This is a genomic window from Pseudomonas sp. P1_F7, from assembly GCF_056405655.1.
This window is the reverse complement of sequence record NZ_JBFUBR010000007.1, coordinates 227,491-247,327: the sequence shown is the minus strand read 5'-3', so window position 1 is coordinate 247,327 and position 19,837 is coordinate 227,491. Positions and strand designations below refer to the sequence as shown.

The window sequence follows — 19,837 nt, the reverse complement described above, 5'->3', positions numbered from 1 at the left end:
GCCCTTATCCGATATTCGACAGTTTCAGCAGGTGACGCAGGTCGTTGAGCAGGTCCTTGCCCTTCACCGACGGGTCGTAGCGCAGCACCAGATTGCCGTGGGGGTCGATGATCCACAGGTGCGGCGCGTCATTGCTCTGTGCGCCTTTAGTGTAGGTCGGCAAGTCCAGTGAATAGCGTTGCAACTGCGGGTACTCGCGTTGAAGTTTAGTCTCGTAATCGCTGTTCAGCGTCTGCGCGGCGGCCAACGCATGGCTGGCGCGGGACGCATCGCGGCCAAGGCCGATCTGGATCTGTCGCGCCAGATACACCAGTTGCTGGCAGTCCACCGCGCAATCCTTGGGCGCCGTCACCAGCATCTGCCAACGATCTTCCTGGGCCTGCACGCCAATGTCGGCACGGGTCTGGCCGTTGCCGATCAGTTCGCCGTGATAACTGCGGCCCTCGGGCACCCAGAAATTCAGCTTGTACATGCCGGTGGCGAGGATCATCGGACCGATCACCCCGAGCAGGATCAGCAGCAATTGCAAGCGGCCCTTGCGCCGGTTAACCGACGGTTTCGCCTCAGACATTCTGGGTGGATTCATGGCCGCTCCCATGGTGTTTCTCCTTTGCGTTGTGCCAGCCGAGATAGAAATAAAGACCGAACAGGGCAATCGCCATGGCGAACCACTGCACGGCATAAGCGATGTGTTTTTCCGGGCCCATGACGACCACCGGCCAATCGGCCTGATAGGTGGCGGGGCCGGTTTCGGCGCGTAGTTCGTAGGCAAAGCCTTCGCGGTTCAGTGCAGTCCAAAGCTTGGTTGGCTCAACAGCCGTAATCAGCTTCGGCCATGTCAACGTTGTGGGATCTGCGTGCAATTGGAACGTCGCACCGGGGGAGACGTAGACCCACGCGTCGAGGCTGACTGCTTCGGCAGGTGTATTGAATTGCGGTGGTGTGCGGCGCTCCGGCCACGGCAACCAGCCGCGATTGACCAGCAGCCAAAGCCCGGTGGCCTGATCGTGAAACGGTTGCAACAGCTCGACGCCAACCCTGCCGTTGCGTTGACTGTTGTCCAACAGCAGGCTGTGTTCGGCATCGAACTGGCCGTGCAGGCGAACCCGGCGGAAGGCCGGATCGGTGGTGTGTTGCAGCTCGGTGCTGGCCATCGGCTCGGCGGCGCGGCGTTCGGCGTAGTTTTGCAGCAGCGTGCTTTTCTCCGCGCCCCGGTTCAATTGCCAGAACCCCAGGGACACCAGCAGCGGCAGCAACAGCGCCACCACCAGCGTTGGCACGATACCCGGCCGAAAGCGCTTCATGGCATCGCCAGAAAGTTGGTCATCGCGATAGCTATACTCAAATGCATCGCTTGTCCCCCCGGAGTCTCACCATGCTCAAAGCAGCCATCGTCCTGATGCTGATTGCCACGGTTGTCAGCCTGTTCAGCGGCCTGTTTTTTCTGGTCAAGGACGACAGCCGCTCAAACCGCCTCGTCATTGCCTTGAGTGTGCGAGTGACGCTGGCCGCCCTTACCCTCGGCCTGATCGCCTGGGGGTTTTTCAGCGGCCAACTGGTTTCCAATGCCCCCTGGTAGCTCGCTCCTACAAGATGCTTTAAAGCACATAGACGAAAACGAACAGCCCGATCCACACCACATCCACGAAGTGCCAGTACCAGCTCGCCGCTTCGAAGCCGAACTGGTGATCGCTGTCGAAGTGCCCGCGCATGATCCGCATCAGCATCACGAACAGGATGATGGTGCCGATGGTCACGTGGGCGCCGTGGAACCCGGTGAGCATGAAGAATGTCGCACCGTAGATGCCCGAGCCCAGGGTCAGACCCAGCTCGCGGTAGGCGTGCATGTACTCTTCGGCCTGGAACGTGAGGAACCCGCAGCCCAGCAACACGGTGAACGCCAACCATAGCTTCAGTGCGCCGCGATGGCCCTTTTTCAAAGCATGGTGGGCGATGGTCACGGTCACGCTGGAGCTCACCAGCAACACGGTGTTGAGCAGCGGAAGGCCCCAGGGGCTGATGACTTCCTTGGGCGGCGGAAACAATTTCGAGTCGGGGTTGTTCAGCAACGGCCAGACGAACTCGAAGTTCGGCCACAGCATGTGCGCGATGCCTTTGGTGCCCTCACCGCCGAGCGCCGGACCAGAGACGTGACGCACATAAAACAGCGCGCCGAAAAAGGCGATGAAGAACATCACCTCCGAGAAAATGAACCAGCTCATGCCCCAGCGGAACGAGCGATCCATCTGCGCGCTGTACAAGCCGCCGCGACTTTCCTTGATGACCGTGCCGAACCAGCCGAACAGCATGTAGGCCAGCAACAACCCGCCGACGAAAAAGATCAGTGGCCCGTGGGATTCCGGGCGCGCCGCTTTCAGATCGTTGAACCAGGTGGCCAGGCCGTACACGGTGGTGACCATGCCGAGCGTGGCGATGATCGGCCATTTGCTCTGGGCGGGAACGTAATAATGTTCATGAGTTGCCATTTATTGTTCTCCTTATCGGGCACGCTCAGCCGCCAGTGTTTACAGCTACCGGTGGATGTCGGGCGGTGATATCGAACAGCGTATAAGACAGCGTCAGGTGCTTCACATCCTTGGGCATGTCACGGTCAACGATGAAACGCACCGGCATCTCGATCCGTTGACCGGGCTGCAGCACTTGCTGGGTAAAGCAGAAACATTCGGTCTTGTGGAAGTACGCGGCGGCAGTGCTGGGCGCAATGCTCGGCACGGCCTGGGCGCTCATCGGCTTATCGGTGGGGTTGTGAGCGATGAAGATCATCTCGTTCACCGCCCCCGGATGGGCCACCAGTTCCTCGCCCTTGGGATAGAAGTCCCAAGGCATGTCGGCAGTGTTGGTCGACAGAAACTGCACGCGCACCTGCCGTGAGGTATCGACTGATTGCTCACCCTCGTACTGCCCGCCGGTCTTGCCGTTGATGCCGAACGCCTTGCACATCACGTCGTAGATCGGCACCAGTGCAAACCCGAACACAAACATCGCAATCACCACAGTCAGCAGGCGCGTGACCAGTTTCTTCAACGAGATTGAGTCAGCCATGGGCCAAGCCCTCCACGCAGAACCCTGTGGGAGCGGGCTTGCCCGCGATAGCGGTCTGCCTGACACACCGCGTCGCATGCATCGCAGGCAAGCCAGCTCCCACAGGACCGAGGCGTTTCATTTCACTTCCGGCGGCGTGGTGAAGGTGTGATACGGCGCCGGCGACGGAATGCTCCACTCCAGGCCTTCAGCCCCGTCCCACGGCTTGGCCGGTGCTGGCGGGCCGCCGCGAATGGTCTTGATCACGATGAACAGGAAGAAGATCTGCGTGGCGCCGAACATGAATGCACCGATCGACGACACCATGTTGAAGTCGGCGAACTGCAGGTTGTAGTCCGGAATCCGCCGCGGCATGCCCGCCAGTCCCACGAAGTGCATCGGGAAGAACGCCATGTTCATACCGATGAACGACAGCCAGAAATGCAGCTTGCCGAGGGTTTCGTCGTACATGTGGCCGGTCCATTTCGGCAGCCAGTAGTAGGCCGAGGCAAAGATCCCGAAAATCGCCCCCGGCACCAGTACATAGTGGAAGTGCGCGACCACGAAGTAGGTGTCCTGATACTGGAAATCCGCCGGGGCGATGGCCAGCATCAACCCGGAGAACCCGCCAATAGAGAACAGGATCACGAACGCCACGGCGAACAGCATCGGTGTCTCGAAGGTCAGCGAGCCTTGCCACATAGTGCTGGCCCAGTTGAACACCTTCACGCCCGTTGGCACCGCAATCAGCAGTGTGGCGTACATGAAGAACAGCTCGCCCACCAGTGGAATGCCGACCACGAACATGTGGTGCGCCCAGACGATGAACGACAGGAACGCGATACTCGCCGTGGCGTAGACCATTGAGGTGTAGCCGAACAATGGTTTGCGCGAAAAGGCCGGAATGATCGAGCTGACGGCACCGAAGGCCGGCAGGATCATGATGTACACCTCGGGGTGACCGAAGAACCAGAACACATGCTGGAAAAGCACCGGGTCTCCGCCACCGGCGGCGCTGAAGAAGCTGGTGCCGAAGTGGATGTCCATCAGCATCATCGTCACGCAACCCGCCAGTACCGGCATCACCGCGATCAACAGGAACGCGGTGATCAGCCAGGTCCAGACGAACAACGGCATTTTCATCAGCGTCATGCCGGGGGCGCGCAGGTTGAGGATGGTGGCGATCACGTTGATCGCGCCCATGATCGAACTGATCCCCATCAAGTGAATGGCGAAGATAAAGAAGGTCACGCTTTCCGGCGCGTAGGTCGTCGACAGCGGTGCATAGAAGGTCCAGCCGAAGTTCGGCCCGCCGCCGGCGGTGAACAGGGTCGATACCAGCAGCAGGAACGCTGCCGGCAACAGCCAGAAGCTGAAGTTGTTCATCCGCGGCAGGGCCATGTCCGGCGCGCCGATCATCAACGGGATCATCCAGTTGGCGAGGCCGACGAAGGCCGGCATCACCGCGCCGAAGACCATCACCAGGCCGTGCATGGTGGTCATCTGGTTGAAGAATTCCGGCTGGACGATTTGCAGCCCCGGCTGGAACAACTCGGCGCGAATCACCATCGCGAACGAGCCGCCGAGCAGGAACATGGAGAATGCAAACCACAAGTACAGCGTGCCAATGTCCTTGTGGTTGGTGGTCAGCACCCAACGCATCAAGCCTTTGGCGGGGCCGTGGGCGTGATCGGTGGCGGTATGAACATGTTCATCGATTACAGCAGTCATGTCCTGTCTCCTGCAAACAGATGGGCTGGGCAGGCCGGGATGCATAGCCCCGACCGGTTCCGTACGTGCGCAATAGACCGGGTCATTTGCTTTCCGCCTGTTTCAGCTCCAGCACTTCTTTAGGCGTGACCATGTCGCCTTTGTTGTTACCCCAGGCATTACGTTCATAGGTCACGACCGCCGCGATATCGACTTCCGAGAGTTGCTTGCCGAACGCCGCCATTGCAGTGCCAGGCTTGCCATGGAAGACCAGGCTCAGGTGAGCCTCTTTCGGCCCGGTGGCGATTTTCGAGCCCTTGAGCGCCGGGAACATCGGCGGCAGGCCCTGGCCTTCGGCCTGGTGACAGGCCACGCAGGTGGTGTGATAGACCTTGTCGCCACGATCCTTGAGCTCATCGAGCGTCCATTCCTTGCTGGTCAACTCTTTGAGTTGCGCGGCCTCGACCTTGCGATCGGCCAGCCATTTTTCGTAATCGGCCTTTTCCTTGACCTCGACCACCGTCGGCATGAAGCCGTGATCCTTGCCGCACAACTCAGCGCACTGGCCACGGTAGATGCCGGGTTTGTCGATGCGGGTCCAGGCTTCATTGACGAACCCGGGAATCGCATCGCGCTTGACCGCAAAGGCCGGCACCCACCAGGAGTGGATCACGTCGGCGGAGGTCACCAGGAAGCGCACTTTGGTGCCGACCGGAAGCACCAATGGCTTGTCGACTTCGAGCAAGTAGTGCTCGCCCTTGGCTTCCTTGTTGTGGATTTGATCCTGGGGGGTGGTCAGGTTGCTGAAGAACTCGACGTCCTGGCCCAGGTATTTGTAGTGCCACTTCCATTGGTAACCGGTGATCTGGATATCGATCTCCGGCTCGCTGGCGTCGTACATCTTGATCAGGGTCGCGGTAGCGGGAACCGCCATGGCCACCAGGATCAGGAAGGGCACGATGGTCCAGAGGATTTCGACAGTGGTGCTTTCATGAAATTTGGCGGCTACCTGCCCGGTCGAGCGGCGGTGGAGAATCATCGACCAGAACATGGCACCAAAAACGATGATGCCGATCACCACACAGATCCAGAAAATGGTCATGTGCAGATCGAATACTGCGTGACTGATTTCAGTCGCTCCAGGCGCCATATTCACAGTCCAGGCCGCTTGCGCCTGACTGAAAATCGACCACAACAGGAGGCCCATCCAGACATGTGGATGTCGCATCATTGCGGGTTCCCCTTATCGTTCTTGTTATCCCGCCGGCTTTCACCTGCGGCAAGGGAGCGGCTGCATCAGACTACGAACTTGAATCGCCGGGCCTTGCTACACATGCAGTCGGGCGTCATCAGCTAACTCCATTCCAACCCGAGTATAGACAGCACCTCTGACCTCGCAATGCGAAGGCGTAAATCATCTGAGACAGCATTAACTTGCTTTGCAGGGCACGAATGGAGAAGGATGCAGACGAGTGGTGGCTAATCGATATAACGGGGCTGTCTCAAGGATGAAATAATTATGACAAATGCGTCTTAGCATTTTTCGTAAGCCAGCTAAGTTATGTCTTCCCTATTTCATTGCCTTGTTTCCTGGAGTTTTCATGAACACCGCCGCATTGCGCGAGCAGATCCAAAAAGCCCAACAACATGAAGCCGAGACCGGCCTGCTGACGCGTCAGCTGGAAAGCAAACTGCCTCATCTACATCCGGCGATCCAATTGCCGGAGACCGATACCAACGGTGTACTGACGCGATTTGTCGCCGCCTACATCGAAGAAGTACCCGATCTGCTGGATGCAGCCAATGAAGTCGCCAAGGAAGCGGGCATTGAGTCACAGATCAAACCGGTGCTGAATATCGCCGAGCAGTACTTCCTCCAGCCGCCAGCCATCATGGCCGGCCATATCGGGCTCGACAGCCTGCTGGATGAAGCCTACCTGGCGCACCGGTTTGTCGAAGAGGTCAACGACCTGTACATCAAGCATTTCGGCCAGCCACTGATCCCCTTGGACATGACTGTCGCCAACCTGATTGCTCACCAATTGATCGGTGAGTCGTTCGCCAACCAACTGGACGAAGTGGTGCATCACGCCATCGACGAGATGCTCAACGACGAAAGCTTCGCGCTGGAGTCGGTGGAAGCCTACCGTGAGAAGCTCAACAGCCCGGACACCGGCGCCGCGTGGAAACGCTGCTTGCTCGCTCCCACACAGGAACCTCAGCCAGCCGCACCGATGCCGGTATTGGTCCGCACCCGTCCCTCAAGCCTGCGTTTCAGTCCCCGCGATTCAATCAACAGCTTCGAACCCTTGGCCGCATTCGCCCGACCCCATTCCTCCAGCAGTTCCAGACACGAGTGATCGATGTAGCTCAAGTTGTTGAGTGGCACATGCACTGTGGTACCCGGCGCAATACTACCCAGCACCTGGGTCAGCGCCGGCACTTTGAGGAAGGTCGCCGCGCCTGCCAGGCGTAATTCCATTTGCCCTTCCTGAGGCAGGTCGACCAGGCTGATTTTCAACCGCGAAGCTTTCAGCGCCAGTTTCACCAGCGTCAAGCCGAAGCCAATCAACACGCCGGTCAGCAGGTCCGTGAAAACGATAGCGAGCGCGGTTGCCGCATAGGTGAACATCGGTGCCCGACCATAGCGGCCCAAACCACGGAAGACCTTGAGGTCCACCAGTTTGAAGCCGGTGTACACCAGCACGCCCGCCAGGCTCGCTACCGGAATGCTTTGCAGCACGCTGGACAGCAACAGCACGAACGCCAATAACCACAGGCCGTGGAAAATGGTCGAAAACCGCGTGGTTGCTCCGGCCTGAACATTCGCCGAACTGCGCACGATAACGCCGGTCATCGGCAATACCCCGAGCACGCCACACAGCATATTGCCGATACCTTGCGCCGACAGTTCCCGGTCGAAATCCGAGCGCTGGCCACTGTGCATGCGATCAACTGCCGCGGCTGAGAGCAAGGTTTCGGCACTGGCGATGAAGGCCACGGCAAACGCAGCGATCAGCAAGGTCGGATCAGCCAGGTTGAGCAGGTCCGCCGGCTTTAGCCAGTCGATGGCCTCCGCCAGGTTTGCTGGTACCTCAACCCGTTTGACCTGCAACGCCAGCACCAGGCTGGCAAGCGTGGCCAAACCGACGCCGAGTAGCGCGCCGGGAATGAAGCGCAGGGATTGCGGACGGAATTTCTCCCACAGCCACATGACGGCAATCGTCGACAAACCGAGCAAACCGGCTTGCCAGCCAAACGTGGGCAACGCTTGAGCCAGCGCGGCCGGAAAGGCCGCCAGGTTATCCAGCCCCGAGGGTTTGGGCGCAGCATCCAGCATCACATGCACCTGAGACAGGACGATCAGCACGCCAATCCCCGCCAGCATGCCGTACACCACCGCAGGTGCCGTCACCCGAAACCAGCATCCCAGCTTCAAGCGACCCGCCAGCAGTTGCAGAAACCCCGCCAGCAACAGAATCGGCCCGAGCATGGCAATACCGTGCTGGCGTACCAGTTCGAATACCAGAACGGCCAGGCCCGCCGCCGGGCCGCTGACTTGCAGTGGCGAGCCGGCTAACCAACCGACCACCAGACCACCGATGATGCCGGTGATCAGACCTTTCGCCGGCGGCAGGCCAGAGGCAATCGCAATGCCCATGCACAGGGGCAGGGCGACCAGAAACACGACCACCGAAGCCAACAGCTCCCGTGGCAGAACAGCTTTGAGTCGAGCAGCACGCATGGTGAGTCTCCCGAAGTTTTCTTCAGGCATGGCAAAGCCAGGCTGCCTGAACGGCAGCCTCGACTAAACCACACAACGATTTAGGAGGATTTAGAAGCGCGCTTTGGGCGTCGCCACAGGAATCGGCAGGCTGCCATTGAGCGGCAGGAAACAGCCTTGATCGGCGTCGTACGCTTTGATTTCGCTGGTTTCGATGTTGTAGACCCAGCCGTGGATAAACAGCTGACCGTTGGCCATGCGCGAGGCCACCGACGGATGGGTACGCAGATGCTGCAATTGGGCGATCACATTCTCTTCGGTGAGGATGTGCATGCTTTCGCTTTCGCTAGAGCAGTTGCAGTTCTCCTGCACCATGGTTTTGGCCACTTCGGCATGACGCAGCCAGGCTTTGACCGTGGGCATTTTTTCCAGACTGTCCGGGTTGAGCACCGCACGCATGGCGCCGCAGTCGGAATGCCCGCAAATGATGATGTGATGCACGCCGAGGGCCAGCACGGCGTACTCGATCGCCGTGGAAACGCCGCCGTTCATTTGCCCGTAAGGCGGTACAACGTTACCGACATTGCGGGTCACAAACAGATCACCGGGGGAACTCTGGGTAATCAACTCGGGCACGATGCGCGAATCAGCGCAAGCAATGAACATCGCTCGTGGCCGCTGGGCCGTGGCGAGTTTTTTGAAGAGTTCTTCCTGCTGGGGAAAGACCTCATGATGAAAATGCAAAAAGCCGTCAACGATATGCTGCAACGCTGCATCGGCGGTTTCCGCCTCGGGTTCGGGCGAAGCCGACGCAGCCAACGGCTGTTTATCCTTGTCACTCATGATTCATCCTCATTGACGGGCTCAGGGAGTCATCCCGTGTGGTCCGGTGTGAAGCCAGTGGCTGGTTAAAAACATCCAGATCAAATATCTCGACCTATCAGTCACTCGATGAACACGGTAGCGGCCGAATCTTAATTCAAACTGAATGAACCGCTCTAGGACATGTGTTCCAGGTCACAAAAAATGTGACCAGCCTAATGCGTGAGCGCGCTCTTCAGTACTCAACCATAGGCCAATTGTCCTCAAATCAACGACATTTGGCGACCCGGCGGACAAAAGGCTTCGCTGTCCAGATTGAACCCCTCCCGGTGATTGAGTCCCAGCCGTTTGATCGCTTTGGCAAAGCGCTGCGCCAGCAAGTCCGCAAACGGGCCTTCACCGCGCATCCGCGCACCAAAGCGGCTGTCATAAAGCTCGCCGCCACGGCTCTGGCGAATCAGGCTCAGGACATGCGCCGCCCGTTGAGGGTAGTGGGCCGCCAGCCATTCCTCGAACAGAGGCGCCACTTCCAGCGGCAAGCGCAGCATCATGTAGGCGGCGCTCTGCGCCCCGGCCGCATGGGCCTCGGTGAGCAGGCTTTCGAGTTCGCTGTCATTGATCATAGGAATCATCGGCGAACACAGAACACCGACCGGGATGCCCGCATCACGCATCACCCTGATCGCCCGCAATCGAGCCTTGGGCGCCGCTGCACGGGGTTCGAGGATGCGCTTGAGTTCGTCGTCCAAAGTCGTGAGGCTGATCATCACCGCGACCAGCCTTTGCCGGGCGAGCTCGGCCAACAGGTCGAGATCTCGAAGAATCAGCGACCCTTTGGTGACAATGGTGACCGGGTGGCGATAACGCAGGAGTACTTCGAGGGTTTGCCGGGTGATCTTGTATTCGCGCTCGATCGGTTGATACGGGTCGGTGTTGGAACCAAGGTTGATCGGTGCACATTGATAGCCGCGTTTGCACAACTGTTGCTCCAGCACATCCACGGCATTGGTCTTGGCGATCAGTTTTGTCTCGAAATCCAGCCCCGGCGACATGTCCCAATAGGCGTGACTGGGGCGCGCATAGCAATAAATGCAACCGTGCTCGCAGCCGCGATAGGGATTGATCGAGCGATCGAAGGGCAAGTCCGGCGAGCTGTTGCGGGTGATGATGGTTTTCGCCGTCTCGATGCGCACTTCGGTGCCTTGAGTCGTTGGCGCTTCCTGATACCAGCCGTCGTCCTCGGCCACCGAGTGATTCGGGGCAAAGCGGTTGTGCGGGTTGGTGGCAGTGCCGCGGCCGCGGGGAGGTTGAGGGGTAACCATCGACGGGCTCCTGTGTCTGTATATTCATACAGTATCCGAGACAACGCATGTCGGCCAGTACCGTTCAGCCTGTGGTTCGACGGCAGATCTTTCAGGACAGCTTTATCAGGTAACTAGCAAATAAACGAAACATATAGACCGTGGCTGAATTTAATATCAGCTCGTATATTCACACCTTCAATTAATCCCCGACACAGAAAAAATAAAAGGATTTATTTATGTCTAACATTAATCAGCGCGGTATTTTTCTTCAACTTATGCGGCCGAACGCTTCGGAGCCTAATACACTTGTTTCGTTGCAACTTGCTCGCAAGGAGTCAAGTTGGGATGCAGAGAATGAACAAGAAATCGAAGCTTTGGTGGATTCGGTTTTTTTTACAGCTGTCTCCACCGACCGTGGTGAGTCTTTCAGTATCCGGACCGTTGGCAAGGATGTTGACGGGGACGGCGATATTGATGCGGATGACAAAGCAAAGCTTCTTGCCTTGGCTAAAGCCTACGCCAGTATCACCAATCCCTGAGCCCTGACTTTCGAGTCTTCGGAATATGAATATCAAAGCTCATAGCTGATTGCATGTGAGCTACCCAATGCATTCAAGACAGCCGCGAGGACAAAAATGTCCGCTCCCATAAAAACCGGTGCTTATCTACAACAAATAGAAACACCGCAAGATGTGCAGGTAATTGTCAAACTAATAAGAGCAGACAAACACCCGGATAAAACTATGGAGCAATTCGCTGATGTCCTCGCGAGTGCTCCCACCGTTACGCTTCATATAAAAGACGGTGGCAAAATTTTAAAGCTCGACTTAGATCCTTGGTGCGATATTAATGTCACTCCAGACAATTGCATCGACGAAAAGGACAATGCACTTCTCACGAACGTAGCACTCGCCTTTTATCAACAACAAATAATTGCTCCTGAGGGCATTGCGTACCTTTATCGTCTTCCCGCTGAACCACCCGACTTTCGAGTAGATGTTGAGGTATTTGACATTGATGAAGATGATCATCAACTGTATAGCCGCGTTGTGTTCAAGACCAAGTCAGCGGATGCCGGCTTGTATTTTGAAGGTAGTGAGCGAAACCCTCTCACTGGACAGGTGTTTGACTATGGGGCCGCACTGAACGAGTTGCTCAAAGCATTCATCAAACTGAAACTGTGACCTGAGCCGCGGCTTCACGATTCTTTGACGGTCAGCTCACAGGCCTTTAACCGCTCAAGGAGGATGCTCGCCGGTATCTTCCCCATCCCTTCCTGAACGGTCACCCGAGCATGCCCTTACTGCGCTTTATCCCAGCGATGTGCCTGTCGCTGTTCACACTTTTTAACCTTGCGCCTGCTTTTGCTGACGACAGCACTTCGCCTCGCCCGGCAGAGTGGGCGCAATCGGTAGAGGTGCAATACAACCTCTTTCAGATGTCTCCGACGCTTTACCGCAGCGCGCTGCCCGACCAAGGGGCAGTGCCGTTGCTGGAAAAACTCAAGGTCGGGACGGTCATCAATTTTCTGCCCGAATCGGATTCACACTGGTTGACCACACCCGATATCGCCCAGGTGCAATTGCCCTATCGCACCAATCATGTCGATGACGCCGATGTACTCAAGGCTTTGCGAGCCATTCAAACCGCCGAAGCCAAAGGCCCGGTGCTGATGCACTGCAAGCATGGTTCCGACCGCACCGGCCTGATGGCGGCCATGTACCGGGTTGTCATCCAGGGCTGGACCAAGGAAGAGGCCCTGAACGAAATGACCCAGGGCGGCTTTGGCGACAGCACCCACTTCAAGGACGGCATCCGCTACATGATGCAGGCCGACGTGGACAAACTGCGCACGGCGCTGGCCAATGGCGATTGCAGCACCAGCCCATTCGCCGCGTGCTCGATGAAGAGTTGGTTCAAGTCCGCTCATATCGAATAGGAAGAGCCCCCGCTGCATTGCGCAAAGAGGGCTTTTTTCACTCAGTGTTGTTCGTCCGGCTTTTTCTTCAGCTTCGGATTCGGAAAGAACTGAACCGTCTGAACCTTGGTGTCGGCTGGTTTGAGTGCGCTGGTATTAACCCGCGTACCCAACTCCTTGGGCACCGACAGCCCTTGTTCATTGAGAGTGTCGGAGTAACCGCAAGCCACGCACTCTCGGTGCGGGACCTGATCTTCGTTCCACATCATCAACTTGTCCGGCTCGCTGCATGCCGGGCAGACCGCCCCGGCGATAAAGCGTTTTTTCGTAATCACAGGTCCCTCACTCATGCTGCCGCGTCCTCACTCAGGCCGCTGTGGCGCAAGAGTGCGTCAATCGAAGGCTCACGGCCACGGAAGTCGACGAACAACACCATCGGCTCCTGGGAACCGCCGCGTGCCAGGATCGCTTCGCGGAAGGCGCGACCGGTGTCGGCATTGAGCACGCCTTCCTCTTCGAACTTCGAGAACGCATCAGCCGACAGCACTTCAGCCCATTTGTAGCTGTAGTAGCCCGCGGCATAACCGCCGGCAAAGATGTGCGCAAAACTGTTGGGGAAGCGGTTGTAGGCTGGTGGACGCATGACCGAAACCTCGTCACGCACGCCTTCGAGCACTTGCAGCACGCTGCGGCCGTCGCCGTGGGTGGCGTGCAGTTCGAAGTCGAACAGCGAGAACTCCAGTTGGCGGACCATCATCAGGCCGGACTGGAAGTTTTTCGCCGCGAGCATTTTCCCGAGCAGGTCCTGAGGCAGCGGTTCGCCGGATTCATAGTGACCGGAAATCAGCGCCAGACCTTCCGGCTCCCAGCACCAGTTTTCCATGAACTGACTTGGCAGTTCGACGGCATCCCAGGCCACGCCGTTGATGCCAGACACGCCAGCATGCTCGACGCGGGTCAGCAAGTGATGCAGGCCGTGACCGAATTCGTGGAACAGGGTGGTGACTTCGTCGTGGGTCAGCAACGCAGGCTTGCCGCTGTCGGCCGGGGTGAAGTTGCACACCAGATTCGCCACCGGGCTTTGCAGCACGCCGCCAGCCGTGCGGCGACGGTCGCGGGCGCCGTCCATCCAGGCACCGCCGCGCTTGTTGGCGCGGGCGTAGAGGTCGAAGAAAAAGCGGCCGACGTGCTGGCCGTTTTCCTTGATCTCGAACAGGCGGACATCCGGGTGCCAGGTGTCGAAGCCTTTGAGCTCGGCAATCTCGATGCCGTACAGACGCTGGACGATGGCGAACAGGCCGCTGAGCACCTTGTCGATCGGGAAGTAGGCGCGCAGGGCTTCCTGGGCGACGCTGTAACGCTGTTCACGGAGTTTTTCGCCGTAGAAACCGCTGTCCCAGCTTTGCAGATCCGGGCAACCTTGCTCGGCCGCATAGGCCTTGAGCTGTTCCAGATCTAGGGCGGCGAACGGCTTGCTGCGCTTGGCCAGATCGCGCAGGAAACTCAGCACCTGATCGCTGGACTCGGCCATTTTGGTCGCCAGGCTCAGCTCGGAGAAACTGCTGAACCCCAAGAGTTTTGCCAGCTCCTGACGCAGGTCGAGGATTTCTTCCATGACCGGGCTGTTGTCGTTCTGACCGGCATTCGGCCCCTGATCCGACGCACGGGTGCAGTACGCGGCGTAGACTTCTTCACGCAATGCGCGGTCCTGGGCGTAGGTCATCACCGCGTAATAGCTCGGGAATTCCAGGGTGATCAGCCAGCCATCCAGGTCCTTGGCCTGAGCCGCGGCGGCCATTTGCGCCCTGGCCGAATCGGTCAGGCCGGCGAGGGCTGCTTCATCGGTGATGTGTTTGGTCCAGGCCTGAGTGGCGTCGAGCAACTGGTTGGAGAAACGGCTGCCCAGCTCGGACAGCTTGCTCTGCACTTCGGCGTAACGCTTCTGTTCGGCTTCCGGCAGGTCGATACCCGACAGACGGAAATCACGCAGGGAGTGTTCCAGGATAGTTTTCTGCGCCACGTCGAAACCGGCAGACTCCGGGCTGTTGGCCAGGGCTTCGAAGGCCTGGAACAGTTCGCGGTTCTGACCCAACTCAGTGGAATAAGCGCTCAAGGCCGGCAGGCACGACTCGTAGGCTTCACGCAGTTCGGCGCTGTTGCACACGGCATTGAGGTGGCTGACCGGGCTCCAGGCGGCGCCCAGGCGGTCATTGAGTTCGTCCATCGCCAGCACCAGGCCGGCCCAAGTTGGCTGTTTGGCCTGAGACTTGAGGATTTCGACGATGGCAGCGCGGTTGTCAGCCAGGATCTGTTCAATGGCCGGTTGTACATGTTCGGCGCGGATGGCGGAGAACGGCGGCAGGTCATAGGACTGCAAAAGAGGGTTGTTCACGCTCACGGTTGATACCTTGGCTGGAGAAACATGCAGCCATCTTAATTACAATCGACGTTCACCGCAGCTATCAGCAACAGAGAGAAACCCTATCGTGAACCTTCGCAAGTATCAGAACCACACGCCGCTGCTCGGCAAAGGCGCTTTTGTCGACGGCTCGGCGGTGGTGATCGGCGATGTTGAAATCGGCGAAGACAGCTCAGTCTGGCCGCTGACGGTGATCCGTGGAGACGTGCACCGCATCCGTATCGGCGCGCGCACCAGCGTGCAGGATGGCTGTGTGTTGCACATCACCCACGCCGGGCCGTTCAACCCGGATGGCTTCCCGTTGCTGATCGGCGATGACGTGACCATCGCCCACAAGGTCATGCTGCATGGCTGTTCGGTGGGCAGCCGGGTGTTGATCGGTATGGGCAGCATCGTCATGGACGGCGCGGTGGTCGACGATGATGTGATCATCGGTGCCGGCAGCCTGGTGCCGCCGGGCAAGCATCTGCAAAGCGGCTTCCTGTATGTCGGCAGCCCGGTAAAGCAGATCCGCCCGCTGACTGACAAGGAACGCGCCTTTTTCACCTACAGCGCGGCGAACTACGTGAAGCTCAAGGACCTGCATCTGGCCGAAGGCTACGACCAGCTTTGACCCGCCCCCTTTTTCAGGATTCGACATGCATTACCAAACCGTTTTGTTCGACCTTGATGGCACCCTGACCGACCCGCGCGAGGGCATCACCCGCTCGATCCAGTTCGCCCTGGGCAAACTGGGTATCGATGAGCCGGACCTGGCGAAACTCGAACACTTCATCGGCCCGCCGCTGTTGCAGGCATTCATGCAGTTCTACGACTTCGATGAAGCCAGGGCCTGGGAAGCAGTGAATTTCTACCGCGAACGCTTCAAGGTCACCGGCCTCTACGAAAACCGCATGTTCGATGGCGTCACGCCGCTGCTGGAAACCCTGAGCGGACAAGGCCGGCAACTGTACATCGCCACTTCGAAGCCGTGGGTGTTCGCCCGGGAAATCGCCCGGCATTTCGACTTTGCCAAACACTTCAAGGTGATTTACGGCAGCGAACTGGACGGCACCCGGACCAACAAGATCGAACTGATCGCTCACCTGATGGCCGAAGAAAACCTGGACCCGACCAACACCTTGATGATCGGCGACCGCAAGCACGACCTGATCGGCGCGCGCAGCAATGGCCTGGACGCGGCGGCGGTGGGTTACGGGTTCGGCAGCCACGAAGAACTGAGCGCCGAAGCGCCGGTGTATCACTTTGAAACGCTGGAAGAGCTGCATCAGGCATTTTTGCAGCGCTGATAAGACCGACACAAATCAACTGTGGGAGCGAGCTTGCTCGCTCCCACAGGGGAGCTACGCAGGTTTTCAAGGCATTGGCGGCGGGGCCAGCCTCTGCCCTTGCTCGACTGCCCAGTTCACCACCTGCGCGGTCAATTGATCGTTCGCCTGACCAAACCCGACCACCACCGCCGGGACCTGCGCATCACTGAGTGGCTGGCGCACTTCAAAACGGCGGCTGGCGAGGATGCGCTGGTCGTAACTGCGCACCAGCAATGCATCCAGACGCACCATCACGCTGGCCGTCGTGCCCTGGTACTCGGTCTGGAACGCCAGCAGACTGCCGCCCAATTCAAGATCGGTCTGGAAAATGCTGTCATCGGTGCTCAACAACGGCACCCGCCCGTCATGCTGGAAACCTTCCAGCAGGCGATTGCGCACCAGCACCGGCGCCGGGTCGCTCCAGCGTGAACCCTTGTAGTGGCTGATCACATCGCCCTGAGGAATCACGGCAATGTTCGGACTGTTCAACGCTTCGCTGGACTGGAATTTGCTCAGTCGCAGCGACCAGCGTTGCGGCGTTCCATGGCTGGCCGATGCGCTCTGGGCCGAAGGCAATCGATAGACCTCGAAGGGCTCTGGCTTGGGCAGGATCGAGCACGAGCTGATCAGCGTGAAGCCAGCGAGGAGGGCAATCCGAATCAGCTTCATGGCGTGAATTCCTTGGTCTTTTCACTGCCCAGCAGGTAACCGCTGGGGTTGGCTTCCAGGCGTGTGGTAATGGTGCGCAACGAACTCAGGGTTTCGCGCATTTCACGCACGGCCGGGCCCAACCCATTGAGGCCTTGCATGCCGCTGTTGAGCGAATCCTGATTGGCTGTGATCAGCTTGTTGAGGGTGGCACTGCTCTCCTGCAACGACTTCATCGCCTGCTCGGCGCTGCCCAGCGCCTCCTTGCCATGATCATTGAGCAGCCCGTTGGCATTGCGCATCAGCGCCGTGGTCTGCTCCAGCATGGTGTTGGCCTGCTTGCCGACCGAGGCCAGTTGCTGCATGGCCTGGCGGATATCGCCGCGCTGCTCGGCAATGGTCCCGGTGGTTTGCTCCAGGTGCTCCAGGGTATTGCTGATGCGCTCGATGTTTTCCGTGGAAAACATCAGGTTGACGTTATGCATCAGCGTGTTCACGCCGGACATCAAATCGTTGCTGTCATTGAGCAGGCGGGCGATGGGCGAGGGCAAGGCGACAATGGTCGGCAGGTTGCCGTCCTTGCCCTTGAGCGTCGGGCTCTGAGGCGTGCCGCCACTGAGCTGGATGATCGAGGTCCCGGTGACCCCGGTCAGGGCCAGCTTGGCATTGGTGTCTTCCTTGACCGGGGTATCGCCGGCCAGACGAATTCGCGCCAGCACCCGGCGCGGGTCTTTCGGGTCCAGGCGCAGCGAGATCACGTCGCCGACCTTGATCCCGCTGTACTGCACCGAACTGCCCTTGGACAAACCGCTGACCGCCTCGTTGAATACGACTTCGTAGTCCTTGAACTCGGTGTCGACACTGGACTTGGCCAGCCACAGGCCGAACAGCAGCGCGGCCGTCACCACAATCACGGTGAACAGGCCGATCAATACATGATGGGCTCGGGTTTCCATGTCAGACCTCTTTGAGCTGTTGGGCGGCTGTCAATGCCGCGCGGCCGCGAGGGCCATGGAAGTATTCGTGAATCCACGCATCGTTGGTTTCCGACACCTTGTCGATGGCGTCCGCCACCAGCACTTTTTTCTGCGCCAGCACCGCCACCCGGTCGGTGATGGTGTAGAGCGTGTCGAGGTCGTGGGTCACCAGGAAAACGCTCAGGCCCAAGGCATCGCGCAGGGTCAGGATCAATTGGTCGAACGCGGCGGCGCCAATCGGATCGAGACCGGCGGTGGGCTCGTCGAGAAACAGGATATCCGGGTCCAGAGCCAATGCCCGGGCCAGCGCGGCACGCTTGATCATGCCGCCGGACAACGACGAGGGGTACTTCTCTGCCGCCGACAGCGGCAACCCGGCCAGGGCCATTTTCACCGCTGCCAGGTGCTCGGCATCGTTGCGGCTCAAGCCGGCGTGTTCGATCAGCGGCAGGGCGACGTTCTCGGTCACAGTCAGCGAAGAGAACAGCGCGCCTTTCTGGAACAGCACGCCAAAACGTCGTTCCACCAGAGAGCGCTCGTGCTCGGACAAAGTCGGAAGGTTCTTGCCGAAGACTTTCACCACGCCTTCGCTTGGCTCGCGCAACCCGACAATGCTGCGCAGCAACACCGATTTGCCGCTGCCGGAGCCGCCGACCACGGCGAGGATTTCGCCTTTGTACAAATCCAGGTCTAGGTTCTCGTGCACGCTCTGGCGACCAAAGCGATTGCACAAACCACGTACTTCAATCACCGCCTCGGAGGGCGCTCGGGGGACACGACTCACCATCCCATCTCCATGAAAAACATCGCGGCTATCGCATCCATTACGATCACTACGAAAATCGACTGCACCACGCTCGACGTGGTGTGGGCGCCCACCGACTCAGCGCTGCCACTGACCTTGAAGCCTTCAAGGCATCCAATCGCCGCGATCAGGAAGGCGAAGACCGGTGCTTTGACGATCCCCACCAGAAAGTGCTGAACGCCGATGTCCGATTGCAGCAGTGATATGAACATTGCCGGCGAGATATCCAGCGCCACCGCGCAGACCACGGCACCGCCGATAATCCCCGACAGCATCGCCAGGAAGGTCAGCATCGGCAGGGCGATCAGCAATGCCAGGACCCGCGGCACCACCAGCAACTCCACGGGATCGAGGCCCAAGGTGCGGATGGCGTCGATTTCCTCGTTGGCCTTCATCGAACCGATTTGTGCCGTGAAGGCACTGGCGGTGCGCCCGGCCATCAGGATCGCGGTCAGCAACACACCGAACTCGCGCAGGAAGGCAAATCCCACCAGGTCCACGGTGAAGACAGTGGCGCCGAAAGTGGCTAGCACCGTCGACCCGAGAAACGCCACCACGGCGCCCACCAGAAAGGTCAGCAGGGCAACAATTGGGGCGGCATCGAGGCCGGTCTGTTCGATATGGGCGATCATCGGCGTGACGCGCCAGCGTTTGGGCCGGAACAGTCCGCGGGCGATGGTTTCGATGATCAGGCCAACGAAACCCAGCAGTTGCAGGGTGTCCTGCCAGACGATGTCCACCGCGCGACCAATACGGGTCAGCAACTGAATGGTAACGCTGACTTCCGGCTCCTTGATCGGTACGCAGAAATCGGTCAACGAGCAGTAGACGGTTTGCAGCAACGCGCGATCGGCGGCGGAGAGTGTGCAATCAGGATGTTCGGCGGAGCGGCCGAGGCGCTCGGAGCCGAGCAGCTCTACCAACAGCGAGGCGCCGGCGGTGTCGAGGGCGCCCAGTCCATTGAGGTCGATGGGGGTGTTGGCGTCGTACTGGCCGTGGAGTTTTTCGCTCAACAGCTTGAGGTCAGCGTAATGGGCGAGCGTCCAGTCGCCCGTCACCCGCAACCGCGCAGGGGTAATCGACGTGTCTAATCGGGCGTTGCCGGCCATTGTGCTGCTGATCATAAGCTCCGTGCTTGTTCAGTGATTACGCAGCTCT

Annotated in this window: 21 protein-coding genes and 1 pseudogene; 7 read left to right on the top strand and 15 right to left on the bottom strand. The window is 59.0% G+C overall.

The genetic code is table 11. The features are described 5' to 3' along the window. Nucleotides 1-4 precede the first annotated feature (4 nt). Together AC1D1M_RS13305 and AC1D1M_RS13300 are read right to left on the bottom strand one after the other, a co-directional pair. Complete coding sequence (locus AC1D1M_RS13305) at nt 5-598, bottom strand: hypothetical protein (protein WP_477775971.1); 594 nt, start codon at nt 596-598, stop codon at nt 5-7. Next, complete coding sequence (locus tag AC1D1M_RS13300; RefSeq protein ID WP_477775970.1) at nt 564-1,304, bottom strand: SURF1 family protein; 741 nt, start codon at nt 1,302-1,304, stop codon at nt 564-566. Before AC1D1M_RS13300 ends, AC1D1M_RS13305 begins: the two co-directional genes overlap by 35 nt. Before the next feature lie 71 nt (nt 1,305-1,375). Here AC1D1M_RS13300 and AC1D1M_RS13295 point away from each other — a divergent pair, with 71 nt between their 5' ends. Further along, nucleotides 1,376-1,579, top strand: coding sequence for a twin transmembrane helix small protein (locus tag AC1D1M_RS13295; protein WP_057712609.1), 204 nt, complete (start codon nt 1,376-1,378; stop codon nt 1,577-1,579). Nucleotides 1,580-1,598: 19 nt separating this feature from the next. Here the strand turns inward: AC1D1M_RS13295 and AC1D1M_RS13290 are convergent, their stop codons facing one another. The 4 genes from AC1D1M_RS13290 to coxB form a co-directional block, all read right to left on the bottom strand. Beyond that, nucleotides 1,599-2,486 carry a cytochrome c oxidase subunit 3 gene (locus AC1D1M_RS13290; protein WP_477775969.1) on the bottom strand — a complete coding sequence of 296 codons (888 nt, stop codon included), beginning with the start codon at nt 2,484-2,486 and terminating at the stop codon, nt 1,599-1,601. 25 nt (nt 2,487-2,511) lie between these two features. Beyond that, on the bottom strand, nt 2,512-3,063 hold the full coding sequence (locus AC1D1M_RS13285) for a cytochrome c oxidase assembly protein (protein ID WP_477775968.1): 552 nt from the start codon (nt 3,061-3,063) through the stop codon (nt 2,512-2,514). 117 nt (nt 3,064-3,180) lie between these two features. Further along, on the bottom strand, nt 3,181-4,773 hold the full coding sequence (gene ctaD, locus AC1D1M_RS13280; protein WP_103397925.1) for a cytochrome c oxidase subunit I: 1,593 nt from the start codon (nt 4,771-4,773) through the stop codon (nt 3,181-3,183). Between the two features lie 82 nt (nt 4,774-4,855). Continuing rightward, on the bottom strand, nt 4,856-5,983 hold the full coding sequence (gene coxB / locus AC1D1M_RS13275) for a cytochrome c oxidase subunit II (RefSeq protein ID WP_477775967.1): 1,128 nt from the start codon (nt 5,981-5,983) through the stop codon (nt 4,856-4,858). Nucleotides 5,984-6,353: 370 nt separating this feature from the next. Here coxB and AC1D1M_RS13270 point away from each other — a divergent pair. Further along, nucleotides 6,354-6,944 (top strand): annotated as a pseudogene (locus AC1D1M_RS13270) (hypothetical protein); the annotation flags it as partial. 26 nt (nt 6,945-6,970) lie between these two features. Here AC1D1M_RS13270 and AC1D1M_RS13265 read toward each other — a convergent pair. From AC1D1M_RS13265 to AC1D1M_RS13255, 3 genes are all read right to left on the bottom strand, one after another. Then, nucleotides 6,971-8,497: a SulP family inorganic anion transporter gene (locus AC1D1M_RS13265; protein ID WP_477775966.1), complete on the bottom strand. Its 1,527-nt coding sequence runs from the start codon at nt 8,495-8,497 to the stop codon at nt 6,971-6,973. Between the two features lie 90 nt (nt 8,498-8,587). After that, entirely contained in the window at nt 8,588-9,319 is a 732-nt protein-coding gene (locus AC1D1M_RS13260; protein ID WP_108218755.1) for a carbonic anhydrase, read from the bottom strand. 242 nt (nt 9,320-9,561) lie between these two features. Then, nucleotides 9,562-10,620 (bottom strand): PA0069 family radical SAM protein, encoded by a 1,059-nt coding sequence (locus AC1D1M_RS13255; protein ID WP_477775965.1) that lies wholly within the window; start codon nt 10,618-10,620, stop codon nt 9,562-9,564. A gap of 218 nt (nt 10,621-10,838) precedes the next feature. Here AC1D1M_RS13255 and AC1D1M_RS13250 point away from each other — a divergent pair, with 218 nt between their 5' ends. From AC1D1M_RS13250 to AC1D1M_RS13240, 3 genes are all read left to right on the top strand, one after another. Further along, nucleotides 10,839-11,141 carry a hypothetical protein gene (locus AC1D1M_RS13250; protein ID WP_477775964.1) on the top strand — a complete coding sequence of 101 codons (303 nt, stop codon included), beginning with the start codon at nt 10,839-10,841 and terminating at the stop codon, nt 11,139-11,141. Nucleotides 11,142-11,237: 96 nt separating this feature from the next. After that, complete coding sequence (locus AC1D1M_RS13245; RefSeq protein ID WP_477775963.1) at nt 11,238-11,786, top strand: hypothetical protein; 549 nt, start codon at nt 11,238-11,240, stop codon at nt 11,784-11,786. Between the two features lie 110 nt (nt 11,787-11,896). Next, nucleotides 11,897-12,541, top strand: a complete 645-nt coding sequence (locus tag AC1D1M_RS13240; RefSeq protein WP_477775962.1) for a dual specificity protein phosphatase family protein — start codon at nt 11,897-11,899, stop codon at nt 12,539-12,541. Between the two features lie 41 nt (nt 12,542-12,582). Here AC1D1M_RS13240 and AC1D1M_RS13235 read toward each other — a convergent pair whose 3' ends face one another. Then, nucleotides 12,583-12,870 carry a YheV family putative zinc ribbon protein gene (locus AC1D1M_RS13235; RefSeq protein WP_477775961.1) on the bottom strand — a complete coding sequence of 96 codons (288 nt, stop codon included), beginning with the start codon at nt 12,868-12,870 and terminating at the stop codon, nt 12,583-12,585. Then, entirely contained in the window at nt 12,867-14,918 is a 2,052-nt protein-coding gene (gene prlC / locus AC1D1M_RS13230; RefSeq protein WP_477775960.1) for an oligopeptidase A, read from the bottom strand. The genes AC1D1M_RS13235 and prlC overlap by 4 nt, the downstream gene beginning before the upstream one ends. A gap of 88 nt (nt 14,919-15,006) precedes the next feature. On the opposite strand from prlC, the gene AC1D1M_RS13225 reads away from it, so the two are divergent. Further along, complete coding sequence (locus AC1D1M_RS13225; protein WP_477775959.1) at nt 15,007-15,552, top strand: gamma carbonic anhydrase family protein; 546 nt, start codon at nt 15,007-15,009, stop codon at nt 15,550-15,552. Between the two features lie 25 nt (nt 15,553-15,577). Next, the gene (locus AC1D1M_RS13220; protein ID WP_477775958.1) at nt 15,578-16,228 is read left to right on the top strand and encodes an HAD family hydrolase; all 651 of its coding nucleotides are present in this window, start codon (nt 15,578-15,580) and stop codon (nt 16,226-16,228) included. A gap of 66 nt (nt 16,229-16,294) precedes the next feature. On the opposite strand, the gene AC1D1M_RS13215 is transcribed toward AC1D1M_RS13220, so the two are convergent. The 4 genes from AC1D1M_RS13215 to AC1D1M_RS13200 are packed head-to-tail and all read right to left on the bottom strand — an operon-like array spanning nt 16,295 to nt 19,803. Further along, nucleotides 16,295-16,918 carry an ABC-type transport auxiliary lipoprotein family protein gene (locus AC1D1M_RS13215; protein ID WP_477775957.1) on the bottom strand — a complete coding sequence of 208 codons (624 nt, stop codon included), beginning with the start codon at nt 16,916-16,918 and terminating at the stop codon, nt 16,295-16,297. Then, a complete protein-coding gene (locus AC1D1M_RS13210) occupies nt 16,915-17,853 on the bottom strand; it encodes an MlaD family protein (protein WP_477775956.1) in 939 nt (312 codons plus the stop codon). Before AC1D1M_RS13210 ends, AC1D1M_RS13215 begins: the two co-directional genes overlap by 4 nt. Before the next feature lies 1 nt (nt 17,854). Further along, complete coding sequence (locus AC1D1M_RS13205; RefSeq protein ID WP_477775955.1) at nt 17,855-18,661, bottom strand: ABC transporter ATP-binding protein; 807 nt, start codon at nt 18,659-18,661, stop codon at nt 17,855-17,857. Further along, nucleotides 18,655-19,803 carry an ABC transporter permease gene (locus AC1D1M_RS13200; protein WP_477775954.1) on the bottom strand — a complete coding sequence of 383 codons (1,149 nt, stop codon included), beginning with the start codon at nt 19,801-19,803 and terminating at the stop codon, nt 18,655-18,657. Before AC1D1M_RS13200 ends, AC1D1M_RS13205 begins: the two co-directional genes overlap by 7 nt. Nucleotides 19,804-19,837: the final 34 nt, after the last annotated feature.

Excerpts from the sequence above, each read along its gene's own strand:
- AC1D1M_RS13240 (WP_477775962.1), top strand. The coding sequence starts at position 11,897 with ATGCCCTTACTGCGCTTTATCCCAGCGATGTGCCTGTCGCTGTTCACA.
- AC1D1M_RS13255 (WP_477775965.1), bottom strand. The coding sequence starts at position 10,620 with ATGGTTACCCCTCAACCTCCCCGCGGCCGCGGCACTGCCACCAACCCG.
- AC1D1M_RS13215 (WP_477775957.1), bottom strand. The coding sequence starts at position 16,918 with ATGAAGCTGATTCGGATTGCCCTCCTCGCTGGCTTCACGCTGATCAGC.
- AC1D1M_RS13250 (WP_477775964.1), top strand. The coding sequence starts at position 10,839 with ATGTCTAACATTAATCAGCGCGGTATTTTTCTTCAACTTATGCGGCCG.
- ctaD (WP_103397925.1), bottom strand. The coding sequence starts at position 4,773 with ATGACTGCTGTAATCGATGAACATGTTCATACCGCCACCGATCACGCC.
- AC1D1M_RS13265 (WP_477775966.1), bottom strand. The coding sequence starts at position 8,497 with ATGCGTGCTGCTCGACTCAAAGCTGTTCTGCCACGGGAGCTGTTGGCT.
- AC1D1M_RS13235 (WP_477775961.1), bottom strand. The coding sequence starts at position 12,870 with ATGAGTGAGGGACCTGTGATTACGAAAAAACGCTTTATCGCCGGGGCG.
- AC1D1M_RS13285 (WP_477775968.1), bottom strand. The coding sequence starts at position 3,063 with ATGGCTGACTCAATCTCGTTGAAGAAACTGGTCACGCGCCTGCTGACT.
- AC1D1M_RS13305 (WP_477775971.1), bottom strand. The coding sequence starts at position 598 with ATGGGAGCGGCCATGAATCCACCCAGAATGTCTGAGGCGAAACCGTCG.
- AC1D1M_RS13200 (WP_477775954.1), bottom strand. The coding sequence starts at position 19,803 with ATGATCAGCAGCACAATGGCCGGCAACGCCCGATTAGACACGTCGATT.
- AC1D1M_RS13210 (WP_477775956.1), bottom strand. The coding sequence starts at position 17,853 with ATGGAAACCCGAGCCCATCATGTATTGATCGGCCTGTTCACCGTGATT.
- AC1D1M_RS13205 (WP_477775955.1), bottom strand. The coding sequence starts at position 18,661 with ATGGTGAGTCGTGTCCCCCGAGCGCCCTCCGAGGCGGTGATTGAAGTA.
- AC1D1M_RS13290 (WP_477775969.1), bottom strand. The coding sequence starts at position 2,486 with ATGGCAACTCATGAACATTATTACGTTCCCGCCCAGAGCAAATGGCCG.
- AC1D1M_RS13300 (WP_477775970.1), bottom strand. The coding sequence starts at position 1,304 with ATGAAGCGCTTTCGGCCGGGTATCGTGCCAACGCTGGTGGTGGCGCTG.
- coxB (WP_477775967.1), bottom strand. The coding sequence starts at position 5,983 with ATGATGCGACATCCACATGTCTGGATGGGCCTCCTGTTGTGGTCGATT.
- AC1D1M_RS13220 (WP_477775958.1), top strand. The coding sequence starts at position 15,578 with ATGCATTACCAAACCGTTTTGTTCGACCTTGATGGCACCCTGACCGAC.
- AC1D1M_RS13260 (WP_108218755.1), bottom strand. The coding sequence starts at position 9,319 with ATGAGTGACAAGGATAAACAGCCGTTGGCTGCGTCGGCTTCGCCCGAA.
- AC1D1M_RS13295 (WP_057712609.1), top strand. The coding sequence starts at position 1,376 with ATGCTCAAAGCAGCCATCGTCCTGATGCTGATTGCCACGGTTGTCAGC.
- AC1D1M_RS13245 (WP_477775963.1), top strand. The coding sequence starts at position 11,238 with ATGTCCGCTCCCATAAAAACCGGTGCTTATCTACAACAAATAGAAACA.